The 20,433-nt window shown below is 72.6% G+C and carries 15 protein-coding genes; 5 read left to right on the top strand and 10 right to left on the bottom strand.

Features of this window, described 5'->3' with window-relative positions:
• Nucleotides 1-10 precede the first annotated feature (10 nt).
• A complete protein-coding gene (locus ACE3QY_RS21730) occupies nucleotides 11-787 on the top strand; it encodes a succinate dehydrogenase/fumarate reductase iron-sulfur subunit (protein WP_374458155.1) in 777 nt (258 codons plus the stop codon).
• On the opposite strand, the gene ACE3QY_RS21725 is transcribed toward ACE3QY_RS21730, so the two are convergent.
• The 6 genes from ACE3QY_RS21725 to ACE3QY_RS21700 all read right to left on the bottom strand — a co-directional run bounded on the left by ACE3QY_RS21725 (nucleotide 788) and on the right by ACE3QY_RS21700 (nucleotide 10,938).
• Nucleotides 788-2,011, bottom strand: a complete 1,224-nt coding sequence (locus ACE3QY_RS21725) for a hypothetical protein (protein WP_374458154.1) — start codon at nucleotides 2,009-2,011, stop codon at nucleotides 788-790. It lies immediately after the preceding gene.
• A 92-nt stretch (nucleotides 2,012-2,103) separates the two neighbouring features.
• On the bottom strand, nucleotides 2,104-2,610 hold the full coding sequence (locus ACE3QY_RS21720; protein WP_374458153.1) for an Hsp20/alpha crystallin family protein: 507 nt from the start codon (nucleotides 2,608-2,610) through the stop codon (nucleotides 2,104-2,106).
• Between the two features lie 34 nt (nucleotides 2,611-2,644).
• Nucleotides 2,645-3,580 carry a glycine betaine ABC transporter substrate-binding protein gene (locus tag ACE3QY_RS21715; RefSeq protein ID WP_374458152.1) on the bottom strand — a complete coding sequence of 312 codons (936 nt, stop codon included), beginning with the start codon at nucleotides 3,578-3,580 and terminating at the stop codon, nucleotides 2,645-2,647.
• Nucleotides 3,577-5,124 (bottom strand): BCCT family transporter, encoded by a 1,548-nt coding sequence (locus tag ACE3QY_RS21710; RefSeq protein WP_374458161.1) that lies wholly within the window; start codon nucleotides 5,122-5,124, stop codon nucleotides 3,577-3,579. The genes ACE3QY_RS21715 and ACE3QY_RS21710 overlap by 4 nt, the downstream gene beginning before the upstream one ends.
• Before the next feature lie 129 nt (nucleotides 5,125-5,253).
• Nucleotides 5,254-8,394 carry a DUF3604 domain-containing protein gene (locus tag ACE3QY_RS21705; protein WP_374458151.1) on the bottom strand — a complete coding sequence of 1,047 codons (3,141 nt, stop codon included), beginning with the start codon at nucleotides 8,392-8,394 and terminating at the stop codon, nucleotides 5,254-5,256.
• 117 nt (nucleotides 8,395-8,511) lie between these two features.
• Entirely contained in the window at nucleotides 8,512-10,938 is a 2,427-nt protein-coding gene (locus ACE3QY_RS21700) for a M6 family metalloprotease domain-containing protein (protein WP_374458150.1), read from the bottom strand.
• Between the two features lie 136 nt (nucleotides 10,939-11,074).
• Between ACE3QY_RS21700 and ACE3QY_RS21695 the strand changes: the two genes are divergently transcribed.
• The 4 genes from ACE3QY_RS21695 to ACE3QY_RS21680 are packed head-to-tail and all read left to right on the top strand — an operon-like array spanning nucleotide 11,075 to nucleotide 17,258.
• Complete coding sequence (locus ACE3QY_RS21695; RefSeq protein ID WP_374458149.1) at nucleotides 11,075-12,883, top strand: methylmalonyl-CoA mutase family protein; 1,809 nt, start codon at nucleotides 11,075-11,077, stop codon at nucleotides 12,881-12,883.
• Entirely contained in the window at nucleotides 12,880-15,054 is a 2,175-nt protein-coding gene (gene scpA, locus ACE3QY_RS21690; RefSeq protein ID WP_374458148.1) for a methylmalonyl-CoA mutase, read from the top strand. The genes ACE3QY_RS21695 and scpA overlap by 4 nt, the downstream gene beginning before the upstream one ends.
• Nucleotides 15,054-16,055: a methylmalonyl Co-A mutase-associated GTPase MeaB gene (gene meaB, locus ACE3QY_RS21685; protein ID WP_374458147.1), complete on the top strand. Its 1,002-nt coding sequence runs from the start codon at nucleotides 15,054-15,056 to the stop codon at nucleotides 16,053-16,055. Before scpA ends, meaB begins: the two co-directional genes overlap by 1 nt.
• A gap of 12 nt (nucleotides 16,056-16,067) precedes the next feature.
• The gene (locus ACE3QY_RS21680) at nucleotides 16,068-17,258 is read left to right on the top strand and encodes an amidohydrolase (RefSeq protein WP_374458146.1); all 1,191 of its coding nucleotides are present in this window, start codon (nucleotides 16,068-16,070) and stop codon (nucleotides 17,256-17,258) included.
• Between the two features lie 20 nt (nucleotides 17,259-17,278).
• Here the strand turns inward: ACE3QY_RS21680 and ACE3QY_RS21675 are convergent, their stop codons facing one another.
• The 4 genes from ACE3QY_RS21675 to ACE3QY_RS21660 all read right to left on the bottom strand — a co-directional run bounded on the left by ACE3QY_RS21675 (nucleotide 17,279) and on the right by ACE3QY_RS21660 (nucleotide 20,432).
• Nucleotides 17,279-17,698, bottom strand: coding sequence for a hypothetical protein (locus ACE3QY_RS21675; protein ID WP_374458145.1), 420 nt, complete (start codon nucleotides 17,696-17,698; stop codon nucleotides 17,279-17,281).
• Nucleotides 17,699-17,718: 20 nt separating this feature from the next.
• Nucleotides 17,719-18,642, bottom strand: coding sequence for a hypothetical protein (locus tag ACE3QY_RS21670; RefSeq protein WP_374458144.1), 924 nt, complete (start codon nucleotides 18,640-18,642; stop codon nucleotides 17,719-17,721).
• 83 nt (nucleotides 18,643-18,725) lie between these two features.
• On the bottom strand, nucleotides 18,726-19,865 hold the full coding sequence (locus tag ACE3QY_RS21665; RefSeq protein WP_374458143.1) for a sensor histidine kinase: 1,140 nt from the start codon (nucleotides 19,863-19,865) through the stop codon (nucleotides 18,726-18,728).
• An 84-nt stretch (nucleotides 19,866-19,949) separates the two neighbouring features.
• The gene (locus tag ACE3QY_RS21660; RefSeq protein WP_374458142.1) at nucleotides 19,950-20,432 is read right to left on the bottom strand and encodes a nucleoside deaminase; all 483 of its coding nucleotides are present in this window, start codon (nucleotides 20,430-20,432) and stop codon (nucleotides 19,950-19,952) included.
• Nucleotide 20,433 lies beyond the last annotated feature (1 nt).

Here is a 20,433-nt window from a genome sequence, read left to right as displayed (position 1 = left end):
GGGGACGGCCATGGCCTATGACCTGAAGATGCGCGTCTGGCGCGGCGATGCCGAGGGCGGCGAGCTCACCGACTACACGGTGGAGGTGTCCGAGGGCGAGGTGGTGCTCGACGCGCTGCACCGGCTGCAGGCCACCCAGACCGGTGACCTGGCGATCCGCTGGAACTGCAAGGCCGGCAAGTGCGGCTCGTGCAGCGCCGAGATCAACGGCCGCCCCCGGCTCATGTGCATGACGCGGCTCTCGGACTTCGACCAGGCCGAGACGATCACGGTCACGCCGATGCGGACGTTCCCGGTGATCCGCGACCTCGTCACCGACGTGTCCTTCAACTACGAGAAGGCCAAGCAGCTGCCCTACGCCGAGCTCGGCCCGCGCGACGCCGACGGCAAGCGCCGGATGATGCAGGTCGACGTCGAGCGCGGCCAGGAGTTCCGCAAGTGCATCGAGTGCTACCTGTGCCAGGACGTGTGCCACGTGGTGCGCGACCACGAGGACAACAAGCAGCACTTCGCCGGCCCGCGGTTCTTCATCCGCTACGCCGAGCTCGACATGCACCCGCTCGACACCCACGACCGGCGCGCGCTCGCCCAGGGGGCCGCCGGCCTCGGGATGTGCAACATCACCAAGTGCTGCACCGAGGTGTGCCCCGAGGGCATCCACATCACCGACAACGGCATCATCCCGATGAAGGAGCGGGTGGTGGACCGCAAGTACGACCCGCTGGTGTGGCTGGGCAACAAGATCGGGATCCGCAACAGGGACAACGACGGCCGCACCGAGGTCTGATCAGCCGACCCTCCTCGCGCGGGTGAGGCGCCGGAGGTAGCGGTGCCCGAGCCGGGCCGCGAGGCCGTGGTCGTCGGAGCGGCGCAGCACCCACCTGCCGACGCCGAACCCGCCGGCACGCACCCGGCTGCCGAGGAGCTCCGCCGGGCCGGGCACTCGACCCTCGCGGGCCGCGACGTCGCGCCGGTAGCGGCGGAACAGCCGACCGTGGTCGAGGGCCAGCGACGCGAGTGCGGCCTCCGTGGCGGTGAGCAGCTCGTCGTCACGGACGGCGTCAGGTGGACGCGCGTCGGACCCGCCGACCGGTTGTGGCACCAGGTCCGTGAGCGGCCCGACGACCTGCAGGCCCCGGCGCTCGACCTCGGCCACCAGCTGCTCACCCTGGGCCCGGGCCCACGCGCGGTGCTCGGCAGGGAGGACGAGGGGACGGCCACCGCCATCCGCGAGGCGCGAACGGATGCCGGCCTCGATGACGAAGCGGTGCTGGCTGGCGTTCAGGCGACCCTCGACAGCGCGATTCATCCGCCGGATGGCTTCGAGCTCGGCCGCGCCGAGCGCGACGTTGCGTCGGGCCGCAGGAGCCGAGGCCGCCGTCCACCCGGGGAGCGCAGCCGCCTCGCAGAAGCGGGCCAGCAGCACACTCGCGTCGGCGCCCGGCGGCGGGACCGTCACCAGGCGCACCCGATCGGGAGGGACGTACGCCGTCCAGGTGTCGACCACGCGGAACAGGTCGTGGCCCCTCCAGAAGGCGATCCCCTCCCGCGGCGGGGCCGTCGGGTCGCCTCTCACGGACCCGATGAAGTCCGGCCACGGGGTGGTGCCCCCGTTGACGATGCGCTGCTGCCACGCCGACACGAGGGTGCGCGCCAGGTCGCGCACCCCCACCACAACGAACACCCGGTGCCCGGACAGGCCGCGCAGCAGGCGGCGCACGTGGCGCGGGCGGCAGAGCGAGAGCTCCTCCTCCGACACCACCACGTGCGGCCCGTCGTACGCCGCGACCTCGGCGAGGAGCCGGTCGAGCGCGCCAGCGACGACCTCGTCGAGGTCCCCGCGCACCCGCTGGCCGAGCAGGTCGTAGACGGCCGTCCGCTGGGCCCGGTGGCCGCCGCCCGGGATCAGCACGCCCTCGTCTGCGAGCCGGGGTGCGGCGGCGTCGAGCATCCCCTGGATGGTCGTGGTGCCGGTCTTGGGGAGCCCGATGTGGAGGTGGACGTCAGCCATGCCGGGACGCTAGGAGCGGGGCCGCTCCCGGGGCATGGGTCCAGAGGCCCGACCGACCGGGACGTCGCGGCCGTCCCGGTTGTTCAGCGGCGTCAGTCGGTCGACGGCTTGCGGCGCGCCCTGGTGGGGCGGGTGCGGTGCGCGACCTCGATCCGGGTGTCGTCGCGGTCGGCGGCCGCGCCCTGCACGGTGATGGTGACCAGGCCGTCCTCGAAGGCCGCCTCGATCTGCTCGCTGGTGACGCTCTCCGGCAGGGTGATCGCTCGCCGGAACTCGCCGTGGTAGCGCTCGCGGACGAGGAACTCCGCGCCCTCGTCGCCGGGCACCTCGCCGGCGTGGCGGGTGCCGGAGACGGTGAGGACGCCGTGGCTGAACCGCAGGTCGACGTCGGCGGGGTCCACCCCGGCGAGCTCGATCCGGATCACCAGGTCGTCGCCCCGGGCGAGGATGTCGGTGCTGGGCACCCACGCGGACGCGTGCGTGCGCTCGGGGTTGTCGGCGGAGGTCTCGAGCGCTCCGTGGATGCCCAGGGAGCGCATGCGGTAGAGCTCGCTGACGAAGTCGGTCACGCCCTCGAACGGGTTGCGGCGGTCGGGCATCGGTCCTCCTGGTGTGGGTGGGGCGCAGTCTGGCCTAGCGGCGCAACGGGGTCATCAGCCCGACCCGGCGCAGGAACGACCGGGCGACCTCGGCCTCGCTGCGGCCGTCGGTCACCTCGCCGTTCATGGCGACCATCGCGTCCTCGGTGAGCTCGGAGTTGACGGTGTCGATGACGTTCATGAAGGCCTCGGAGTCGATCGAGTCGAGCTTGCCCTCGTCGACGACCATCACGACGTTCTGCGAGCCGAAGAGCAGCTCGGGGTCGTCCAGGACCGTGTACGCCCCGCCGCGCAGCTGCGGGTCGGTGGTGAAGGCGTCGACGGCGTCGGCCTCGCCGTCGTCGAGGAGGGCGTACTGCTCACCCAGCTCGGCCGGGACGAACTCGGCGTTGTCGAGCCCGTAGACCTCCCGGAGGCCTGCGAGGCCGAGCTGCAGGTCCTCGAACTCCGGGCGCGCGCCCAGCACGAACGAGTCGAGCTCGGCGAGGTCGGCGATCGAGGCGAGCCCGTTGGCCTCGGCGTACGCGTCGGTGACGGCGATGGCGTCCTTGTTCTCGAACGGCGTCTGCTCGCTGACGACCATGTCCTGGTCCTCGTAGTAGTCCTCGACCGCGTCGTAGGTCTCGGTGGGGTCGAGCCCGGAGACCTCCTGGCCGGCGACGATCGAGAGCACGGTGCCGGTGTAGGCGACGTAGCCGTCGACCTCGCCCGCGCGCAACGCCTCGTCGAGGTCCTCGGCAGGACCGACCGCCTTGCGCAGGTCGACGGTGTAGCCGTTGACCGCCAGCGCCTGGCGCCACAGCTCACCGAGCACGAGGGCCTCGGGGAACGCCTGCGTGCCGATGGTGACCCGCAGCGTCGCCCCCTGCGGCTGCTGCGAGGCGTCGCGCTCGGAGTTCTCGCCGCAGGCCCCGAGCAGGAGGAGCGCCGCGAGGGCGAGGGCCGCCGGCAGCGCGCGGCGGCTGGTCACGACGCACCGCCGGAGCGCACCCGCTCGCGCGAGCCCACGTCGGGTTCCGGCTCCTCGCGCGTCTCCTCGCGCAGCGCCTTGATCCAGCACCACGCGACGCCGACGAGCACGAACATGAACGGCACCGACCCGAGCACCGCCGCCTGTTGCAGCGCGGTCAGGCCGCCGACCAGCAGCATCGCGCAGGCGATCCCGCCCATCAGCAGGCCGAGCACCACGACCACGAACTTCGAGGGGCGGATCGAGCCGCGCGAGGCCATCGTCGCCATCACCACCGACGCCGCGTCGGCGCCGCTGATGAAGAACAGGGCGATCAGCACGATGCACAGCGCCGTGCTGACGACCGGCAACGGGAGGACGTCGAGGGCGGTGAAGAGCACCAGCTCCGGCGTGGAGAGCGAGCCGACGATGTCGGCCTGGCCGGTGCGCTGCAGCTCGATGCCGGTGCCGCCGACGACGGCGAACCACAGGAAGCCGAAGCCGGTGGGCGCCGCGACGACGCCGATGATGAACTCGCGGATGGTGCGCCCGCGGGAGATCCGGGCGACGAACATGCCGACGAAGGGCGCCCAGGAGACCCACCAGGCCCAGTAGAAGATCGTCCAGCCTGCCATCCACTGCTCGTCGCCGACGCCGGTCTGGAGCGACATCGGCAGGACCTGGAGGACGTAGGTGCCGATCGACTCGATGCCCTGCGAGATGACCAGCACGGTCGAGCCGCCGACCGCGAGGAAGAACAGGAAGAGCCCGATCGTGGCGAAGGAGCCGAGGTTGGCGAGGAAGTTGATGCCCTTCTCGACGCCTGAGGTCGCCGAGACGACGAAGAGCAGCGTGACGACCAGGATGATGCTGACGGCCACGGCGTTGGACTTCGGCACGCTGTCCGTCAGGTAGTTCAGACCGCTGTTGAGCTGGAGCCCGTTGAGCCCGAGCGCGGTCGCGGTGCCGAAGAGGGTGGCGACGATGGCCAGCGCGTCCACCAGCCGGCCGAGCGGCTTGTTGGAGGCGTCGTCGCCGAGGACCGGGGTGAACGCCGAGCTCACCAGGACCGGCAGGCCCTTGCGGAAGCTGAAGTAGGCCATCGCGCCGCCCATGACGGCGTACATCGCCCAGCCGTTGAAGCCCCAGTGGAAGTAGGTGTAGCGCAGCGCGACCAGCGCCGCCGCCTCCGACTCCGGCTCCGCCAGGCCGTGCGGCGGGGACGACCAGTGGGAGACCGGCTCGGCGATGCCGTAGAAGAGGAGCCCGGCGCCGAGGCCGGCGGCGAACATCATCGAGATCCACGAGAACGTGCCGAACTCGGGTCGCGAGTCGTCGGGCCCCAGGCGCAGCCGGCCCCAGGGGTGGAGCACCAGGAAGATGCAGAGCACCAGCACGGAGAAGGCGATGAGGACGAACATCCACCCGAAGTTGCCGATCACCCAGCCGAGCGCGCTCCCCATCACCGAGCCCAGGCTGGTCGGGGCGAGGAGGCCCCAGCCGACGAAGCCGGCGATCAGCAGGGCCGACCCCCAGAAGACGATCGGGTCGACGTCCTTGAGCATCCGCTTCACGGTCGAGCTCCCCCCCCGCTGCACGGGCGAGGACTCACCCGAGATCGATCCACCATGGTGGCGGCCTCGTCGGCCTGTCAATGGATTGACCTGTTCTTGAACTGGATTTGTCCGGTTGGGTCACGCCGGCGGGTCGACCCAGATCGGCGAGGACCACGCCATCTCGCCGTCGACCTGGAAGACCCGCGCGTAGTAGAACGCCGAGCGGCCCGCGGGCGGGTCGAGGTCGGTCCAGGTGAGGTCGAGCGAGCTCGTGCCCAGGGACGAGAGGCCGCCGATGCCGGGCTGGAGCCGGAGGTGCCCGGGACCCGCACCGGGCACCTCGTGCACGGCCTGCACGAGCAGCTCGGCCAGGGTGACGTCCGTGGCCCGGTCGCCCACCCGGATCGTGACGGTGGCGTCTGGCGGGCCGGCGACGGTGACCTCGACGCCCCCGCGCTGGGAGCCGTAGGGCTCACCGAAGCTCGCGGTCGTGCACGCCCACCGGAGCGAGGTGTCCCGCACCTCGACCACCTCGGGGCTCCAGAACGGCGTACGCACGACGCGGCCGCCGGTGACCTCGAGCGTGCCGTCCCACGACGTGGTCCGGTCGCTGCCGCCCCACTCGACCCGCACCGGCACGCTGACCTCGCCGTCCGCCACCACGTGGCCGGGGTCGGTGGCGTGGACGACGACGCCGTCGCGCAGCACGTCGACGCGGGCGAGGTCGGTGTAGCCCTCGGCGTGCACGCGCAGGGTCACCGGGCCGTCGGGCACGACCGCCTCACCCATCAGCGCCTCCCCGAGGCGTACGTCGATGAGGACGTCGCGGGTGGTCGCCGCGAACGTCCGGCGTGCGTGCAGCGCCTCGAAGATCGAGGCCCGGTCGAGGGACTCGGCGAGCGCGCCGACGTAGCTGGCGCCGTGCCCGTGGTCGGAGGAGGCGATGAAGCCGAAGCGGTGCCCGCGGTGCAGCCCGTCGAGCACGAAGGTGCCCTCCTTGGTCGCGTCGCTGTACTGCCGGAACGCCCCGAGCGCCTCGTAGTTGCCGCGGCAGGCCTGGAAGATCTCGACCAGCCGGCTGTAGTCGGGGTGGTGGTAGTCCCAGTCGTTGTGGACCATCGCCGACCCGGGGTGGTGGGGGATGGTGATGGCGGGGAAGTCGGGGTGCTGCTCCATCCGCGCCCACAGGCCGGCGGGGTCGGTGGTGCCCTCCGCGAACGCGGAGAAGATGGGAGCTCCGCGGGCGACGTCGCCGAAGATGACGTTCTGGTGGCCGGTGTCGGCCGAGGTCCACTCGAAGCCGTAGAGCGGGACGAAGCGGTCGTCGATGTGGAACAGGTCCGCGATCTTCTGGATCGACCACCACTGGTGGTCCGAGGAGTTCTCCGAGTGGTCGGTCACCGCCCAGAAGTCGTACTCGCAGACGTCCCACGCGTAGCGGTAGAAGTCCTCGAGCGAGGGCTCGTCGCCGGCGGTGCACCGGCTGACGAGCGAGTGGCGGTGCAGGTCGCCCCAGTAGAGCCGGTAGGTGCGGTCGCCGGCCGTGACGGCGTACCGCTCGCGGCGGGCCGCGCGGGCGACCGGCTCCGCCCAGCGCCGGGCGTCGTCGCGGTCCCCGGCGTGCACCCGGCTGGTCCGCGCCTGCGCCGACGACGGGGCGCGGGCGACGCCGGCGGACGCCGTGCGCCCGAGCACGACCGTGCCGATGCCGTGCACGCCGTGCCAGACCACGGACCCGTGGTGCTCGTGCAGGTAGGGGCACTCCCGGCCGCCGAAGCCCTCGGTCCAGTCGAGCGCGACCTGGAGCCGCTCGTCGGTCTGTGCCGCGATCACGACCTGCGCGTCGGGACCGGCGGCCGCGGAGATCTCCTCGAGCGTCCCGTCGGTGCCGCTGAACGTCGTCGGCGGGAGCCAGCCACCCGGCCCGAGCGCCTGGGCGGCGACCTCCCAGTAGTAGGTCATCAGCGGGAGCCGCCGGTGGATCCGGTAGGCCACCACCAGCCCGCCGTCGTCGGTGGCCACGAGCTTGGGCAGGCCGGCCGGCACCACGTCGAGGGTGGGGGCGAGCTCGCCGGGCGCCTCGAGGACGCCGTGCCCGGTGACGGCCACCACCCGGATCGAGGCCGACACGTCGGGCAGCAGCTCGGGCGGCACGTTCTCGCTGCCGGGCCGCACGCCCTCCACCACGGCGGGGTCGGCGCCGACCTCGGCGTCGGCGCGCAGCCTGGTCGGGCCGCTGCCGCCGTGGCCGACCACGGTGATCAGGTCGAAGGCGCACCACAGCTGCTGGTCGCGGGTCACCGCGAGGTGCGGGTGCAGCGCGTAGTCGCTCCCCGAGGTCAGGTCCTGCGGCACGCCGAGCTCGCCGTCGGCCGAGCGTCGCCGCACCACGACCCGGTAGGCGCCGTCGGCGTACTCCGACCAGGCGTACGCCGTCGCGCCGTCGGCGAACGCCGTCACGGTCGGGTCCCACACGTTGGCCTCGACGCCGACGCTCACCCGGACCGGGTCGGCCCACCCGCCGGCCGGTGTCCAGCGGCGGGAGTGGATGGCGAAGCGGTCGTCGTCGCGGGCCTGCCAGCAGACCTCGATCCCGCCGCCCGGCAGCGCGACGACCTCCTGGTTGAAGGCGGGGTGCCCGCCCTGGCTCACCGGCTCGGGCGCGGTCCAGGCCTCGCCCCTCCAGCGGGTGCCCCAGACGGCGACGTCGCCGTCGTCGCGCCGCCCGAACAGCACCCACGCCACGCCGCCCGTCGTGATCGCGGCGGTCGGGCGGTAGACGTCCGCGAGCTCGCCGGAGACGACGGTGGACTCGCCGGCAGCGACCTGGTCGCCCAGGGCCGCGCGCACGTGCTCGCCACGGTCGGGGACCCACTCGGTCCACGCGACGAGGCGGGTGCCGTCCGGGCCGACGGCGACCGTCGGGCGAGCGGCGTCGTGCGCGCCCCGGACCACGTCGACGCCGGCGCGCGCGTGGCCGTCGTGCCGGGGCGCCTGGTCGAGCACCGCGTGGGCGCCCGCCATCATCTCGGCGACCTTGCCCTTGCCCTCGTCGACCCACATGAACCGCAGCGGGTCGGGGTCGAGCACCTCCTCGACCGCGCGGACGTCGAAGCGGTCGTTGATCGCCTCCGACATCCGGCGGTTGAAGGCCAGCACCAGGTCCAGGTCGGCCCGCTGCTGCGCGGTGTAGTCGCCCCGGTGGTGGTCGGGACCGCCACAGACGTGCGCGTGCGCGTGCCCGGTCGCATGGGAGTGCCCGTGCTCGTGACCGTGCATGCCCGCCAACCTAGCCACCGGAGGTGGACGCCGTCTCCCCGTGGGCGGACCGGTGGAAACGCGCCGACGGCGCCTCCGGAAGATCCGGAGACGCCGTCGACGAGGTGGCTGGTGCTGCTACTTCACCTTGCCGATCTTGACCTTCTCCACCACGGTGGGGAAGCCGGCGAGCCGGTAGGTGATCTTCAGGCTGAGCTTCTTGCCCTTGTCGGCGCGGACGACCTTGTAGGACGACTTGGTCGCCTTGCGGATCGCCTTGCCGTTGCGCAGCCACTTGTAGCTGATCTTGACGCCCGCCGGGGTGACGGTGCCGGGCTTGGCCTTCAGCTTCTTGCCGACCTTGGCCTTGCCCGTGACGCCCGGCTTCGTCACCGTGATGACGGCCGGCGGGGTCGTCGGCGTCACGGTCGGCGTGACCGTGGGGGTGACGGTCGGCGTGACCGTCGGGGTGACGGTGGGCACGGAGAGCGACCAGGCGAGCTTCAGGTTCCCGGTGTCGCCGCCGTAGCCGGCGCCGGCGATCCGGTACGTGGTGCCGGCGGTGACCTGGGCGACGACCCGGCTGGTGAGGACGTCGGCGGTGGGGTCGTCGTCGTTGGCCGCAACCTGGGTGAGGGCATTGACGGCCGCGCCGGTGTAGAGACCGAGCACGGTGTCGTAGTTGCTGCCCGCGGTGGTCAGCGTGGCGCTCCCGGTGGCGGGTGCGGTCCAGGAGAACCACACCGAAGCCGCGCCGTTGCCGGTGGGCGACGGCTCACCGGGCTCGTCGGTGGCGTACTCGGTGGACTGGCTCTCGGACCCGCTCGCGCCGTTGATGACCTTCGCGTCGGCGAAGTCGTCGTTGGCGGGCGGTGCCGGCGGCGGCGAGGCGGCGCCGGGGGTCACGTCGATGACCATCGGAGAGCCGCACGCGGTGGAGTCCACGTGGACGTCCAGGCCCGACGCCACGCCGGTGTGGAAGGCGGTGTTCGGGTCGCTGGTCGCGTCGAGGTCCTGGTTGCCGCTCGTGCCGGGGTAGGGGTCGCCGCCGGTGCCGCCGTAGGTCGTGCCGTTGTCCAGGCTGTGGCTCCCGTCGGCCTGAAGCACGCCGACCAGGCGGTTGGTCTCGTCACTGTTTGCGAAGTTGCTCGACGTGACGGTCTCGTTGATGCGGTAGGCCACCAGCCCGCAGCCGGGGAGGCTGGCGTCGAAGCCGGTCTGCGCCCGGTTCTCCACCAGGAAGTACTCACCGGTGCCGGCGTGCTCGCCGAACACCCAGTCGACCCCGTTCGGGTTGGGGGAGAGGAGCGCGGCCTTGCCGGCTTCCAGCTGGAAGTTGTCGGTCGGGGCGGTGATCGCCTCGGGGCTCAGCCAGCCCTGGTACCAGCGGGACCAGGCGTCCGGCAGGCTCGGCGAGGAGCCGTCCAAACCGCCCGCGCTGCCCCACGAGCCACTGGCCATCAGGCTCCAGTAGCCGACGCCCGACGAGGAGCCATCGACGTCGTAGAGGTCGGGCCAGTTGATGTCGTGGCCGATCTCGTGGGCCATGATGCCCATCGTGGCCATGTGACCGCCGTCGCCCTCGCTGTCGGCACAGTGCCACTCGCCGAAGGTGGTGTAGCCACCCCTGCCCGCGATGACGCCGTCGACCTCAGGGGCCACGACATCGGCCGAGTCGAGGTCCCACTGGTGTCCCCACGTGCTGGGACCGCAGACGTCCTCCTCGCCGGAGTAGGACGTCTCGTAGCCGGCGGTGATCACGGTGATGTGCAGCTCGTCGGTGTCGAGGTTGCCGTCGCCGTCGCCGGCGGCGTCGAAGGAGGCGAAGTCGACGAAGGGGTCGGCCGCCTCGATCGCGTCGGCGACGTAGTCCTCGGTGGCGCTGCCGTCGACGCCGCTGTCCGGGTGGGCGTAGGGCAGGGTCACCCAGCCCACGACGCCATTGCTGGGACCGTCGGTGTCGGCGGCCGGGGCGAGGCCGTACACATCGCCGCTCGCCTGGTTGTAGAACGCGTCGACGCTGCCGCCGGCGCCGAAGAACGAGTTCGACCAGTCGGCCTGGGTGCTGTCCACGGAGGACTGGTCGGTGAACTGGGCGAGGATGACCAGCGCCTTGTCGTCACCGGTGCCGGCCTTGGGCGCCCGCGGCGAGGTGGCCTTGGCGGTCGGCGCCGGAGCGAGGCCCTTGGCCGCCCGGGGCGCCTTGCCGGCGCCCGCGACCACGCTGGACGCGACGAGCGCGCCGTCGGCGTCGCGGCCGGAGGCGTAGCGCCAGAAGCCGTCCTTGCCCTTCACGAGGGCGTTGTCGCCCTTGGCGGTGACGACGCCCCGCGTCAGCGAGTCACCGATGTTGCGCACCTCGATGGTGGTGCCGTCGGGCTGCGTGAGCGTGTAGGGGGCGGGGTTCACCGGCGCGCCGGCGTACCCCTTGGTGGGTGTGCTCTTCGGCGCCGTCGGGGCAGCCTCGGTGGCCGTCGTGGCGAGCGCCAGGCTCGCGGCGGCGAGGGCGCTCGACGCGACCGCGGCCACGGCGGCCCGGGTGCGTGCGTTTCTGGAGATGGTCATGGTGGCGGATGTTAGGTACCTCACGCCGCCTCGTGTGCGGTTACCGCGAAATTCGGACGGAACCTCCGAGGTGGGTGAGGTATCCCATAGGTCCGGCAGGTGCCCGCGACGTGACGCTCGTCCTATCCTGCGCAGCATGACCGACCTCGAAGGTGGACTGGACGAGCCCGAGGAGCTGCAGCCGGCCGAGGGCTCGCTGAAGCTGGTGGGTGCGGACGACGCCTACGACGCCTCCGCGTGGGAGGCAGCGACCGCCGCCGTGCTGCGCAAGGCGCGCCGGCTCGGGGACGACGCGCCCGACTCCGACGTCTGGACCGCGCTGGCGCGCACCACGCTCGACGGCATCGAGGTCGCCCCGATCGGGCAGCAGGCCGACCTGGAGGGACTGACCACGAGCGGCCGTCCCGGACGCCGGGGGGCGTGGGACGTGCGCACCCAGGTCGAGGTCGTCGACGACGGGGCCGCCAACGAGGCCCTGCTCCAGGACCTGGAGAACGGCGGCACCTCGCTGCTGCTGCACCTCTCCGAGGAGACGCAGCACGACTGGTCCGCGCTGCTCGACGGCGTGCTGCTCGACCTGGCTCCCGTGGCGCTCGACCGCGCCTCGACCGGGCAGGTCGAGGCGTTCGCCGACTTCCTGGAGGGCGTCGACGGCGCCCTCCACCCCGGCACGAACCTCTCCTTCGACCTGCAGACGCTCGAGATGCTGCACTCCCGCGTGCGTGACGACGGCGCGACGGCGCGCGACCTCTTCGCACCCGTCGCGCGCCGCGGCTTCCAGCTGGGTGTCCGTGCCCTGGTGGTCGACGGCACCGCGCTGCACGACCAGGGCGCCAGCGACGCCCAGGAGCTCGGCTGGGCTGTCGCGACGGGCGTGGCCTACCTCCGCCTGCTCGCCGACGAGGGCTTCTCCGCCGAGCACGCGGCCCGGCTGGTCGAGTTCCGACTGGCCGCCACCGACGAGCAGTTCCCGACGATCGCCAAGCTGCGCGCGGCTCGCCGGCTGTGGGCGCGGGTGCTGGAGGCATCCGGCGCGAGCGGTGAGATGTCCCTCCACGCGGTCACCAGCCGGGCGATGACCAGCCGGCGCGACCCCTGGGTCAACATGCTCCGCGGCACCGTCGCCGCCTTCGCCGCCGGCGTCGGGGGCGCCGACGCCGTCACGGTCGTGCCCTTCGACGAGCCGTTGGGCGCGCCCGACGCGTTCGGCCGCCGGATCGCGCGCAACACCTCCTCGCTCCTGATCGAGGAGTCGCACGTCGCCGCCGTCACCGACCCGGCCGGCGGCTCGTACGCCGTCGAGAAGCTCACCGACGACCTCGCCGTCGCCGGCTGGGCCGAGCTCGGCCGGATCGAGGCGGCCGGTGGTGCGCTCGCCGACGACGCCCGGGCGGGCGTGAAGGAGCGGGTGCGGGCGGTCCGCGCGGCGCGTGACGCGCAGGTCGCGGACCGGTCGCGGCCGCTGACCGGCGTCTCGGAGTTCCCCGACCTCGCCGAGGTGCTGCCCGAGCGGGACGACCGCCCGCACCGCTACGTCCACCACTACGGCTGGGCCTTCGAGGACATGCGCGCCCAGCCCGCCGAGCGGCGGGTCTTCCTGGCCACGATGGGTCCGATCTCCGCGCACACCGCGCGCGCCACGTTCGCCACCAACCTCCTCGCCGCCGGAGGCGTGGCCGTCGAGTCGGCCGGTGCCACCTCGGACGTCGCCTCCGTGACGGCGGCCTACGCCGGCCAGCCCGTGGTGTGCCTCGCCGGCACCGACGCGGCCTACGCCGAGTGGGGCGCCGACCTGGTCGCCGCGCTGCGGGCGGCAGGAGCGTCGTACGTCGTGCTGGCGGGCAAGCCGGGGGAGAAGACGGTCACCGACGTCGACGACTCGTGCGCCCTGGGGGTCGACGCGCTCGGCTTCCTCGGCCGGATCCGAGAGGAGCTCGCCCGATGAGCATCCCGAAGAACTTCGCCGAGGTGGAGCTGGGTCTCGACACGCCTCGTTCCTCGGCTGCTCGACCAACTGATGAAGGCCCGTGGGCGAGCCCGGAGGGGATCGACATCCTCCCGGTCTACGGCCCCGAGCACCTCGAGGGCCTCGACGGCCTCGACACGTGGCCGGGCCTCGCGCCGTTCCTGCGCGGGCCTTACCCGACGATGTACACGACCCAGCCGTGGACGATCCGGCAGTACGCCGGCTTCTCCACCGCCGAGGAGTCCAACGCCTTCTACCGCCGCAACCTCGCGGCAGGGCAGAAGGGCCTCAGCGTCGCCTTCGACCTCGCCACCCACCGCGGCTACGACTCCGACCACCCGCGGGTGCGCGGCGACGTCGGCATGGCCGGTGTGGCGATCGACTCGATCTACGACACCCGCACGCTCTTCGACGGCATCCCGCTCGACGAGATGTCGGTGTCGATGACGATGAACGGCGCGGTGCTGCCGGTGCTCGCGCTCTACATCGCGGCGGCCGAGGAGCAGGGGGTGAAGCCGGAGCAGCTGGCGGGGACCATCCAGAACGACATCCTCAAGGAGTTCATGGTCCGCAACACCTACATCTACCCGCCCGCGCCGAGCATGCGGATCATCAGCGACATCTTCGCCTTCACCTCGCAGAAGATGCCGCGCTTCAACTCGATCTCGATCTCCGGCTACCACATCCAGGAGGCCGGGGCGACGGCCGACCTCGAGCTGGCGTACACCCTGGCCGACGGCGTGGAGTACATCCGCGCGGGCCTCGGCACCGGCATGACGATCGACCAGTTCGCGCCGCGCCTGTCGTTCTTCTGGGCCATCGGGATGAACTTCTTCATGGAGGTCGCCAAGATGCGCGCGGCCCGGGCGCTGTGGGCGCGGCTGGTCGACGACTTCGACCCGCAGAACCCCAAGTCGCGCTCGCTGCGCACGCACAGCCAGACCTCGGGCTGGTCGCTCACCGCGCAGGACGTCTTCAACAACGTCGGCCGCACCTGCATCGAGGCGATGGCCTCGACGCAGGGGCACACGCAGTCGCTGCACACCAACGCGCTCGACGAGGCGATCGCGCTTCCGACCGACTTCTCCGCGCGCATCGCCCGCAACACCCAGCTGCTGCTGCAGCAGGAGAGCGGCACCACGCAGGTGATCGATCCGTGGGCCGGCTCCTACTACGTCGAGAAGCTCACCCACGACCTCGCCGAGCGCGCATGGGCGCACATCCAGGAGGCCGAGCGCGCCGGCGGCATGGCGAAGGCGATCGAGCAGGGCATCCCCAAGATGCGCATCGAGGAGGCCGCGGCCCGCACCCAGGCGCGCATCGACTCGGGCGCGCAGAAGGTCATCGGCGTCAACACCTACCGCCTCGCCGCCGAGGACAAGCTCGACGTGCTGCGCGTCGACAACGACGACGTCTACCGCCAGCAGGTCGCCAAGCTCGAGCGGCTGCGGGCCGAGCGCGACGACGACGACGTACGCCGTGCGCTGGAGGCGCTGACCGCCTCGGCCGAGCGCGGCCCGGTCGGGGGCGGCTCGCTCGAGGGCAACCTCCTCGCGCTGGCCGTCGACGCGGCGCGCGCCAAGGCCACGGTCGGCGAGATCTCCGACGCGCTGGAGAAGGTCTACGGCCGGCACCAGGCCGTGATCCGTACGATCAGCGGCGTGTACCGCGACGAGGCAGGCACCGCCGGCGACACCAAGGTCGCCGAGGTGCTGAAGGCCACCGAGGAGTTCGAGGCAGAGGAGGGCCGCCGCCCGCGGATCCTGGTCGCCAAGATGGGCCAGGACGGTCACGACCGCGGCCAGAAGGTCGTGGTCACCGCCTTCGCCGACCTCGGCTTCGACGTCGACGTGGGGCCGCTGTTCTCCACGCCCGAGGAGGTCGCCCAGCAGGCGATCGACGCCGACGTGCACATCGTCGGCGTCTCCTCGCTGGCCGCCGGCCACCTGACGCTGCTGCCCGCGCTGAAGCAGGCGCTGGCCGACCAGGGGCGCCCGGACATCATGGTCGTCATCGGTGGCGTGATCCCGCCCGACGACGTCCCGGTGCTCGAGGAGATGGGCGCCGCCGCGGTGTTCCTGCCCGGCACGGTCATCGCCGAGTCGGCGCTCGACCTGCTGGCGCGGCTGCGGGACGAGCACGCCTCCTGATGGCCCGTCCGGTCGACGTCGCCGCGCTGGCGGAGGGGGTGCGAGCGGGGCAGCGTGCTGCCGTCTCCCGCGCCATCACGCTCGTCGAGTCGTCCCGCGGCGAGCACCGTGCCCTGGCCCGTGAGCTGCTGACGTCGCTCGCCGCCGGCGACGCGCCGCTGGCCACCCGGGTGGGCATCTCGGGGGTGCCGGGCGTGGGCAAGTCGACGTTCATCGAGTCGCTCGGCACCCGCCTGACCGCGGCAGGCCACCAGGTCGGGGTGCTGGCCGTCGACCCTTCGTCCGTCCGCACCGGTGGCTCGGTGCTCGGCGACAAGACCCGGATGGCGGCGCTCTCGGTCGACCCCCACGCGTTCATCCGGCCCTCGCCCTCGGCCGGCACCCTCGGCGGGGTCGCGCGCGCCACCACGCAGGCGATGCTGGTGCTCGAGGCCGCCGGCTACGACGTGGTGCTCGTCGAGACCGTCGGCGTCGGGCAGTCGGAGGTGACCGTCGCCGGGATGGTCGACACGTTCCTCTTCCTCACCCTCGCTCGCACCGGCGACCAGCTCCAGGGCATCAAGAAGGGCATCCTCGAGATCGCCGACGTGGTCGCGGTCAACAAGGCCGATGCGCAGGGCGGGGAGGACCACGAGGGCGAGGCGCGCGTCGCCGCCCGGGAGCTCGCCGGTGCGCTGCGCCTGGTCCGCGGCCACGCCGAGTGGGCCCCGCCCGTGGTCACCTGCTCGGGCCTGACCGGCGCCGGGGTCGACGACGTCTGGTCCCGGATCGGGGCCCACCGCGACCACCTCGGCGTCGACGGGCTGGCCCACAAGCGGGCCGGCCAGCAGCTGGACTTCACGTGGGCGCTGGTCCGCGACGAGCTCGACCAGCGGCTGCGCTCCTCACCGGGCGTGGCGGCCGTGCGCGACGACGTACGACGTGCGGTGCTCGCGGGCGAGCTGCCCGCTCCACTGGCCGCAGATCGGCTTCTCGCCGCCTACGACGGGGACAGCAACTAGGCTGGACCGGTCATGCCGAACCCCGCGAACCCCGCCACCGCCGTCATCGCCGAGGCCGTCGACAAGTACGCCGACGAGCTCGTCGCGCTCCGCCGCGACCTCCACGCCCACCCCGAGCTGAGCTGGCAGGAGGACCGCACGTCGGAGTCCGTGACCATCGCGCTCGAGGACGCCGGGTGGTCCGTGACGCGCCCCGAGGGCGGGGGAGTGCTGGCGGAGATCGGCTCCGGGGATGCGCTGGTGGCACTCCGCGCCGACCTCGACGCGCTGCCCGTCGACGACCTGACGCCCGACCCGTGGAAGAGCACGACGCCCGGCGTCGCGCACGCCTGCGGGCACGACGTGCACACCGCCGGCCTCGTCGGCGCGGGGCTCGCGCTCTCCGAGGTCGCGGCCCGCGGGCTGCTGGCCGGCCGGGTGCGGCTGCTCTTCCAGCCCGCCGAGGAGGTCATGCCCGGCGGAGCGCTGCACCTGATCTCCACGGGGGCGCTCGAGGGGGTCAGCCACATCTTCGGCCTGCACTGCGACCCGAGCCTCGACGTGGGGCGCATCGGCCTGCGCGAGGGTCCGCTCACCGGCGCCGCCGACGCGCTGACGGTCAAGCTCACCGGCAAGGGCGGCCACACCTCCCGCCCGCACCTCACCGAGGACCTCACCTTCGCGCTCGGCAAGGTGATCACCGAGCTGCCCGCGATCCTCAGCCGCCGCCTCGACCCCCGTGCCGGGGTCAGCGTGGTCTGGGGCACGGTGCGGGCGGGCTCGGCCCACAACGTCATCCCGCACACCGGCGTCGTCGCCGGCACGGTGCGGATGCTCGACGCGGTCGCGTGGTCCGACGCCGAGCACCTGATCCGGCAGCTGATCACCACGATCATCGCGCCCTACGGCGTCGCCGCGGAGGTGACCTACCAGCGCGGCGTCCCGCCGGTGGTCAACCACCCGGTCTCCACGGCCCTCCTCGGCACCGCGCTCGACACGGTCCTCGGCCCGCACGGCCACGTGTCCACCGCGCAGAGCCTCGGCGGCGAGGACTTCGGCTGGTACCTCGACTCGGTCCCGGGCGCCATGGCCCGCCTCGGCACCCGCACGCCCGGCGGACCGACGTACGACCTGCACCAGGGCAACCTGCGCGTCGACGAGGCCGCCACCGGCATCGGCGCCCGGGTCCTCGCCGAGGCCGCGGTCACGGCGCTCAGCCTCTGATCGCGCTCAGCCGACCGGTGCTACAGCTCGTGGTCCCGGCGGACCCAGCTCGACTCGGCCGAGCCCTGCGACAAGGTGTCGGCGACGGACCTCGGCGCCGCGTAGCGACGGTGGCCGCACCGTCGGCAGACCCACTGCTCGGTCTGGCCCTCATTCGCGCGGACGTGCCGGTAGCGGTGCTCGAGGAAGGGAAGCTCGCACAGCCACCAGCCGCGGGCCTGCGAGGCCGCCGCGTCCGCCTGCTCAGTCGCGGATCGGAGCCGCAGGAACCCTTCGAGCATCGAGTAGACGGCCAGCACGTCGAGGGCCAGCAGGATCAGCATCACCCCGAGGGGCGCCTGGTCGAGCAGGAGCGTCGGCAGCCCGCTCGCCACGGCCACGACTGTGCCGAGGGTGAGGCCGAGGGCGCCGGGCCGGCGGATCCACCGCGGTTTGCTCATCCCACCACTCTCCCACCTCGTCAGTACGTCGGAGCCCTGTCGCGCCGCCGCTCGATCGTCTGGAAGACCCAGAACACGGCGATGAAGGCGATCAGGATCGCCTCGACGACGAAGGTGGCGTGGGAGTCGAGCCAGCCGGAGAACAGCCCGACCTCGTCGCCGCCCTTGAAGACGACGGCCGTCACGACCATGGCCACGCCGAGGGATCCGTAGAGCCAGAACCACTGGTGGCGCTGCGGGTCGTTCCGGTTCTCCCGCGCGGCGAGGAAGACCGCCACGATGACGAGGCCGACGGCGATGTTCGCGGACCACCCGTGGACGTCCTGGTTGAAGGCGCTGTCCGGGTCGTCGGCGTCGCGGTACAGCCAGTAGAGCAGGGCGACCACGGCTGCCGCCGCCAGCCAGGTCGCGAGGTACGCCGCCCGCATGCCCGCGCTCGGCTTCCGGCCGGCGGCCCAGGCCCGCAGCGTGAGGATCGCGACGAGCACCAGGATCACCACGAGGGCGAAGAGGAGCGCGGTGAAGCTGCGGGCCACCGTGTCCGCGTTGGCGCTGATGAGGTCGCTGTCGGAGATCCGTGCGGTCCCTGTCGTGGCCTCGCCGCCGCCCGCCGACGCGGGCACGCTGCAGTAGTTGGCGTCGAGCGTCGGGACCAGGGCGACGACCGACAGGAGCAGGCCGGCGATGTTCAGCACCGCGTCCTCGAGCGCGGTCTTGCCCCACATCACGATGAAGGCGAAGCCGATGAGCAGCAGGGCGCCCACGAAGACCGGTCTGACCGGCGTGTAGAAGTACGCGCTCAGCGAGCGTTGGACGCACGCCTCCTGCGAGCTGGCGATCTCCCGCCACACGGCGAAGCCCAGGGCGAGGATGACCATCACCACCCCGAGCCGGATGCCGGAGTAGGTGCGACGGGCGATCTCTGGTGCGGTCGGATCGGACATGGTTCCCCCCAAGAGCTGCGGCGGGCCCCCCGCCCGGCCGCGCGTCTCTCAGCGTGCACCCCGGTCCGCGGGGCGCGAATCGCTCACATGGGGGAAGTCGGCGCCTCGTCCGTGGTGAGGGGGAGGGTGACGGCGAAGGTGCTGCCCTCGCCCAGGGTGGAGGTGGCCGTCAGGCGCCCACCCATCAGTGACACCAGCTCGTGGCAGATGGTGAGACCGAGGCCGATGCCCTGGCGGTCCCCGGCGACCCTGGGCTCGACCTGCCGGAACGGCGCGACGAGGGTGGGCAGGTGGTCCTGGGAGATCCCGATGCCGGTGTCGCGGACCTCCACCTCGAGCCAGGCATCCGGCTGGGCATCCGGCTGGGCATCCGGCTGGGCCTCGCGCGCGCTGACCCGTACGTCGACGCCGCCGGCCTCGGTGAACTTGATCGCGTTGTGGACGAGGTTGGTCACCACCTGGTTGATCCGGCGGCAGTCGCCGATCGCGGTCGCGGGGACCGACGGGTCGACGGCGACGGTCGCCTCGAGGCCGCGCGTGTGGGCGAGCGAGGTGGCCCACTCCTCGATGTCGGAGACGAGGGAGCGGAGCCCGAACGGCCGCGGGTGGAGCACGGTCTGGTGGTTCTCGAGCCCGGAGAACTCGAGGATGTCCTCGACCAGCCGCATCAGCCGCTCGCTGGAGCGGTGCACGATCTCGGCGTAGTGCTCGGCCTCGGGCGGCAGGTCGATGTCCATCAGGAGGTCGGTGGCACCGACGATGGCGGCCAGCGGGGTGCGGACCTCGTGGCTCACGGTCGCGAGGAACAGCGTCTTGGCGGCGTTGGCCTCCTCGAGCTCGCGCAGGACCTGCTTGGCCTCGGTCACGTCCTCGCTGATCCCGTGAACCCCCACCACCTCGTCGTGGACGACGACCGGGATCGCGGTGCAGCGGATGTCGGTGACCTCGCCGTCGGCGCTCAGCACACGTCCCTCGAGCAGCTGTGGCTCACCGGCCATCACCCGCCGGAAGCCCTCCTGGAAGCGGTCCAGGTCGTCGGGGTGGATGACCTCCACGAAGTTCGCCTGCCGGAACTCGTCGAGGGTCAGGCCGGTCATCTCCAGCGCTCGCTGGTTGCCGTCGGTGAAGAAGCCCTGCTCGTCGAGCGACCAGGCTCCCTGCGGGTGGTGGGTGAACAGGGAGGCGTAGCGGGCTGTCGCCTCAGCCAGGTGGTCATCCGTCATCAGAACCTCCGAGTGTCCGATCGCCACGCAGGCTACGCACCCGCGTCCGTCCCGGTGGTACCCACCTCGGCGATCCGGAGTCCCTCAGCGCGTCGCCTGCCGGTGGTGCAGCTCGCGCAGCTCGTCGGTGAGCTCCGCGGCGGGACCGGCGACGGGGAGGCCGGGGGCGATCGCAGTGATCGGGAGCGGGGCGACGGGACCCGGGGCGAGGCCCCAGTCGGCGCGCCACGCGGTCAGCTGCTCGGTCGAGGCGGCGTACACGATGCGCCCGAGGCCGACCCAGGCGTGCCCGGCGGCGCACATCGGGCAGTGCTCGCCCGAGGTGTACACGGTGCAGCGGGGGCGTACGTCCGGGGCCACGTGGGTGGCCGCCCAGCGGGCCAGCTCGAGCTCGGGGTGGCGCGTCTGGTCGCCGTCCGCCGTGCGGTTGCGGTCCTCGAGCAGCACGGCGCCGTCCGGGTCGACCAGCACCGAGCCGAACGGCTCGTCGCCCGCGTCGAACGCCTCGCGGGCGAGCTCGACGCAGCGACGCAGGTGGGTGAGGTCCGCGGGCGTGAGGTCGGGCATG

The sequence above is a fragment of the Nocardioides sp. genome (assembly GCF_041913365.1).
Taxonomy (GTDB): Bacteria; Actinomycetota; Actinomycetes; order Propionibacteriales; family Nocardioidaceae; genus Nocardioides.
Note: the sequence above shows the minus strand (reverse complement) of the source record. Positions and strands in the feature narration are given on the sequence as shown.

What these genes read in the sequence shown, in the direction of transcription:
- ACE3QY_RS21680 (WP_374458146.1), top strand. Translation starts at nt 16,068, where the DNA reads ATGCCGAACCCCGCGAACCCCGCCACCGCCGTCATCGCCGAGGCCGTC.
- ACE3QY_RS21725 (WP_374458154.1), bottom strand. Translation starts at nt 2,011, where the DNA reads ATGGCTGACGTCCACCTCCACATCGGGCTCCCCAAGACCGGCACCACG.
- ACE3QY_RS21665 (WP_374458143.1), bottom strand. Translation starts at nt 19,865, where the DNA reads ATGACGGATGACCACCTGGCTGAGGCGACAGCCCGCTACGCCTCCCTG.
- meaB (WP_374458147.1), top strand. Translation starts at nt 15,054, where the DNA reads ATGGCCCGTCCGGTCGACGTCGCCGCGCTGGCGGAGGGGGTGCGAGCG.
- ACE3QY_RS21695 (WP_374458149.1), top strand. Translation starts at nt 11,075, where the DNA reads ATGACCGACCTCGAAGGTGGACTGGACGAGCCCGAGGAGCTGCAGCCG.
- ACE3QY_RS21675 (WP_374458145.1), bottom strand. Translation starts at nt 17,698, where the DNA reads ATGAGCAAACCGCGGTGGATCCGCCGGCCCGGCGCCCTCGGCCTCACC.
- ACE3QY_RS21670 (WP_374458144.1), bottom strand. Translation starts at nt 18,642, where the DNA reads ATGTCCGATCCGACCGCACCAGAGATCGCCCGTCGCACCTACTCCGGC.
- ACE3QY_RS21700 (WP_374458150.1), bottom strand. Translation starts at nt 10,938, where the DNA reads ATGACCATCTCCAGAAACGCACGCACCCGGGCCGCCGTGGCCGCGGTC.
- ACE3QY_RS21660 (WP_374458142.1), bottom strand. Translation starts at nt 20,432, where the DNA reads ATGCCCGACCTCACGCCCGCGGACCTCACCCACCTGCGTCGCTGCGTC.
- ACE3QY_RS21720 (WP_374458153.1), bottom strand. Translation starts at nt 2,610, where the DNA reads ATGCCCGACCGCCGCAACCCGTTCGAGGGCGTGACCGACTTCGTCAGC.
- scpA (WP_374458148.1), top strand. Translation starts at nt 12,880, where the DNA reads ATGAGCATCCCGAAGAACTTCGCCGAGGTGGAGCTGGGTCTCGACACG.
- ACE3QY_RS21710 (WP_374458161.1), bottom strand. Translation starts at nt 5,124, where the DNA reads ATGCTCAAGGACGTCGACCCGATCGTCTTCTGGGGGTCGGCCCTGCTG.
- ACE3QY_RS21730 (WP_374458155.1), top strand. Translation starts at nt 11, where the DNA reads ATGGCCTATGACCTGAAGATGCGCGTCTGGCGCGGCGATGCCGAGGGC.
- ACE3QY_RS21705 (WP_374458151.1), bottom strand. Translation starts at nt 8,394, where the DNA reads ATGCACGGTCACGAGCACGGGCACTCCCATGCGACCGGGCACGCGCAC.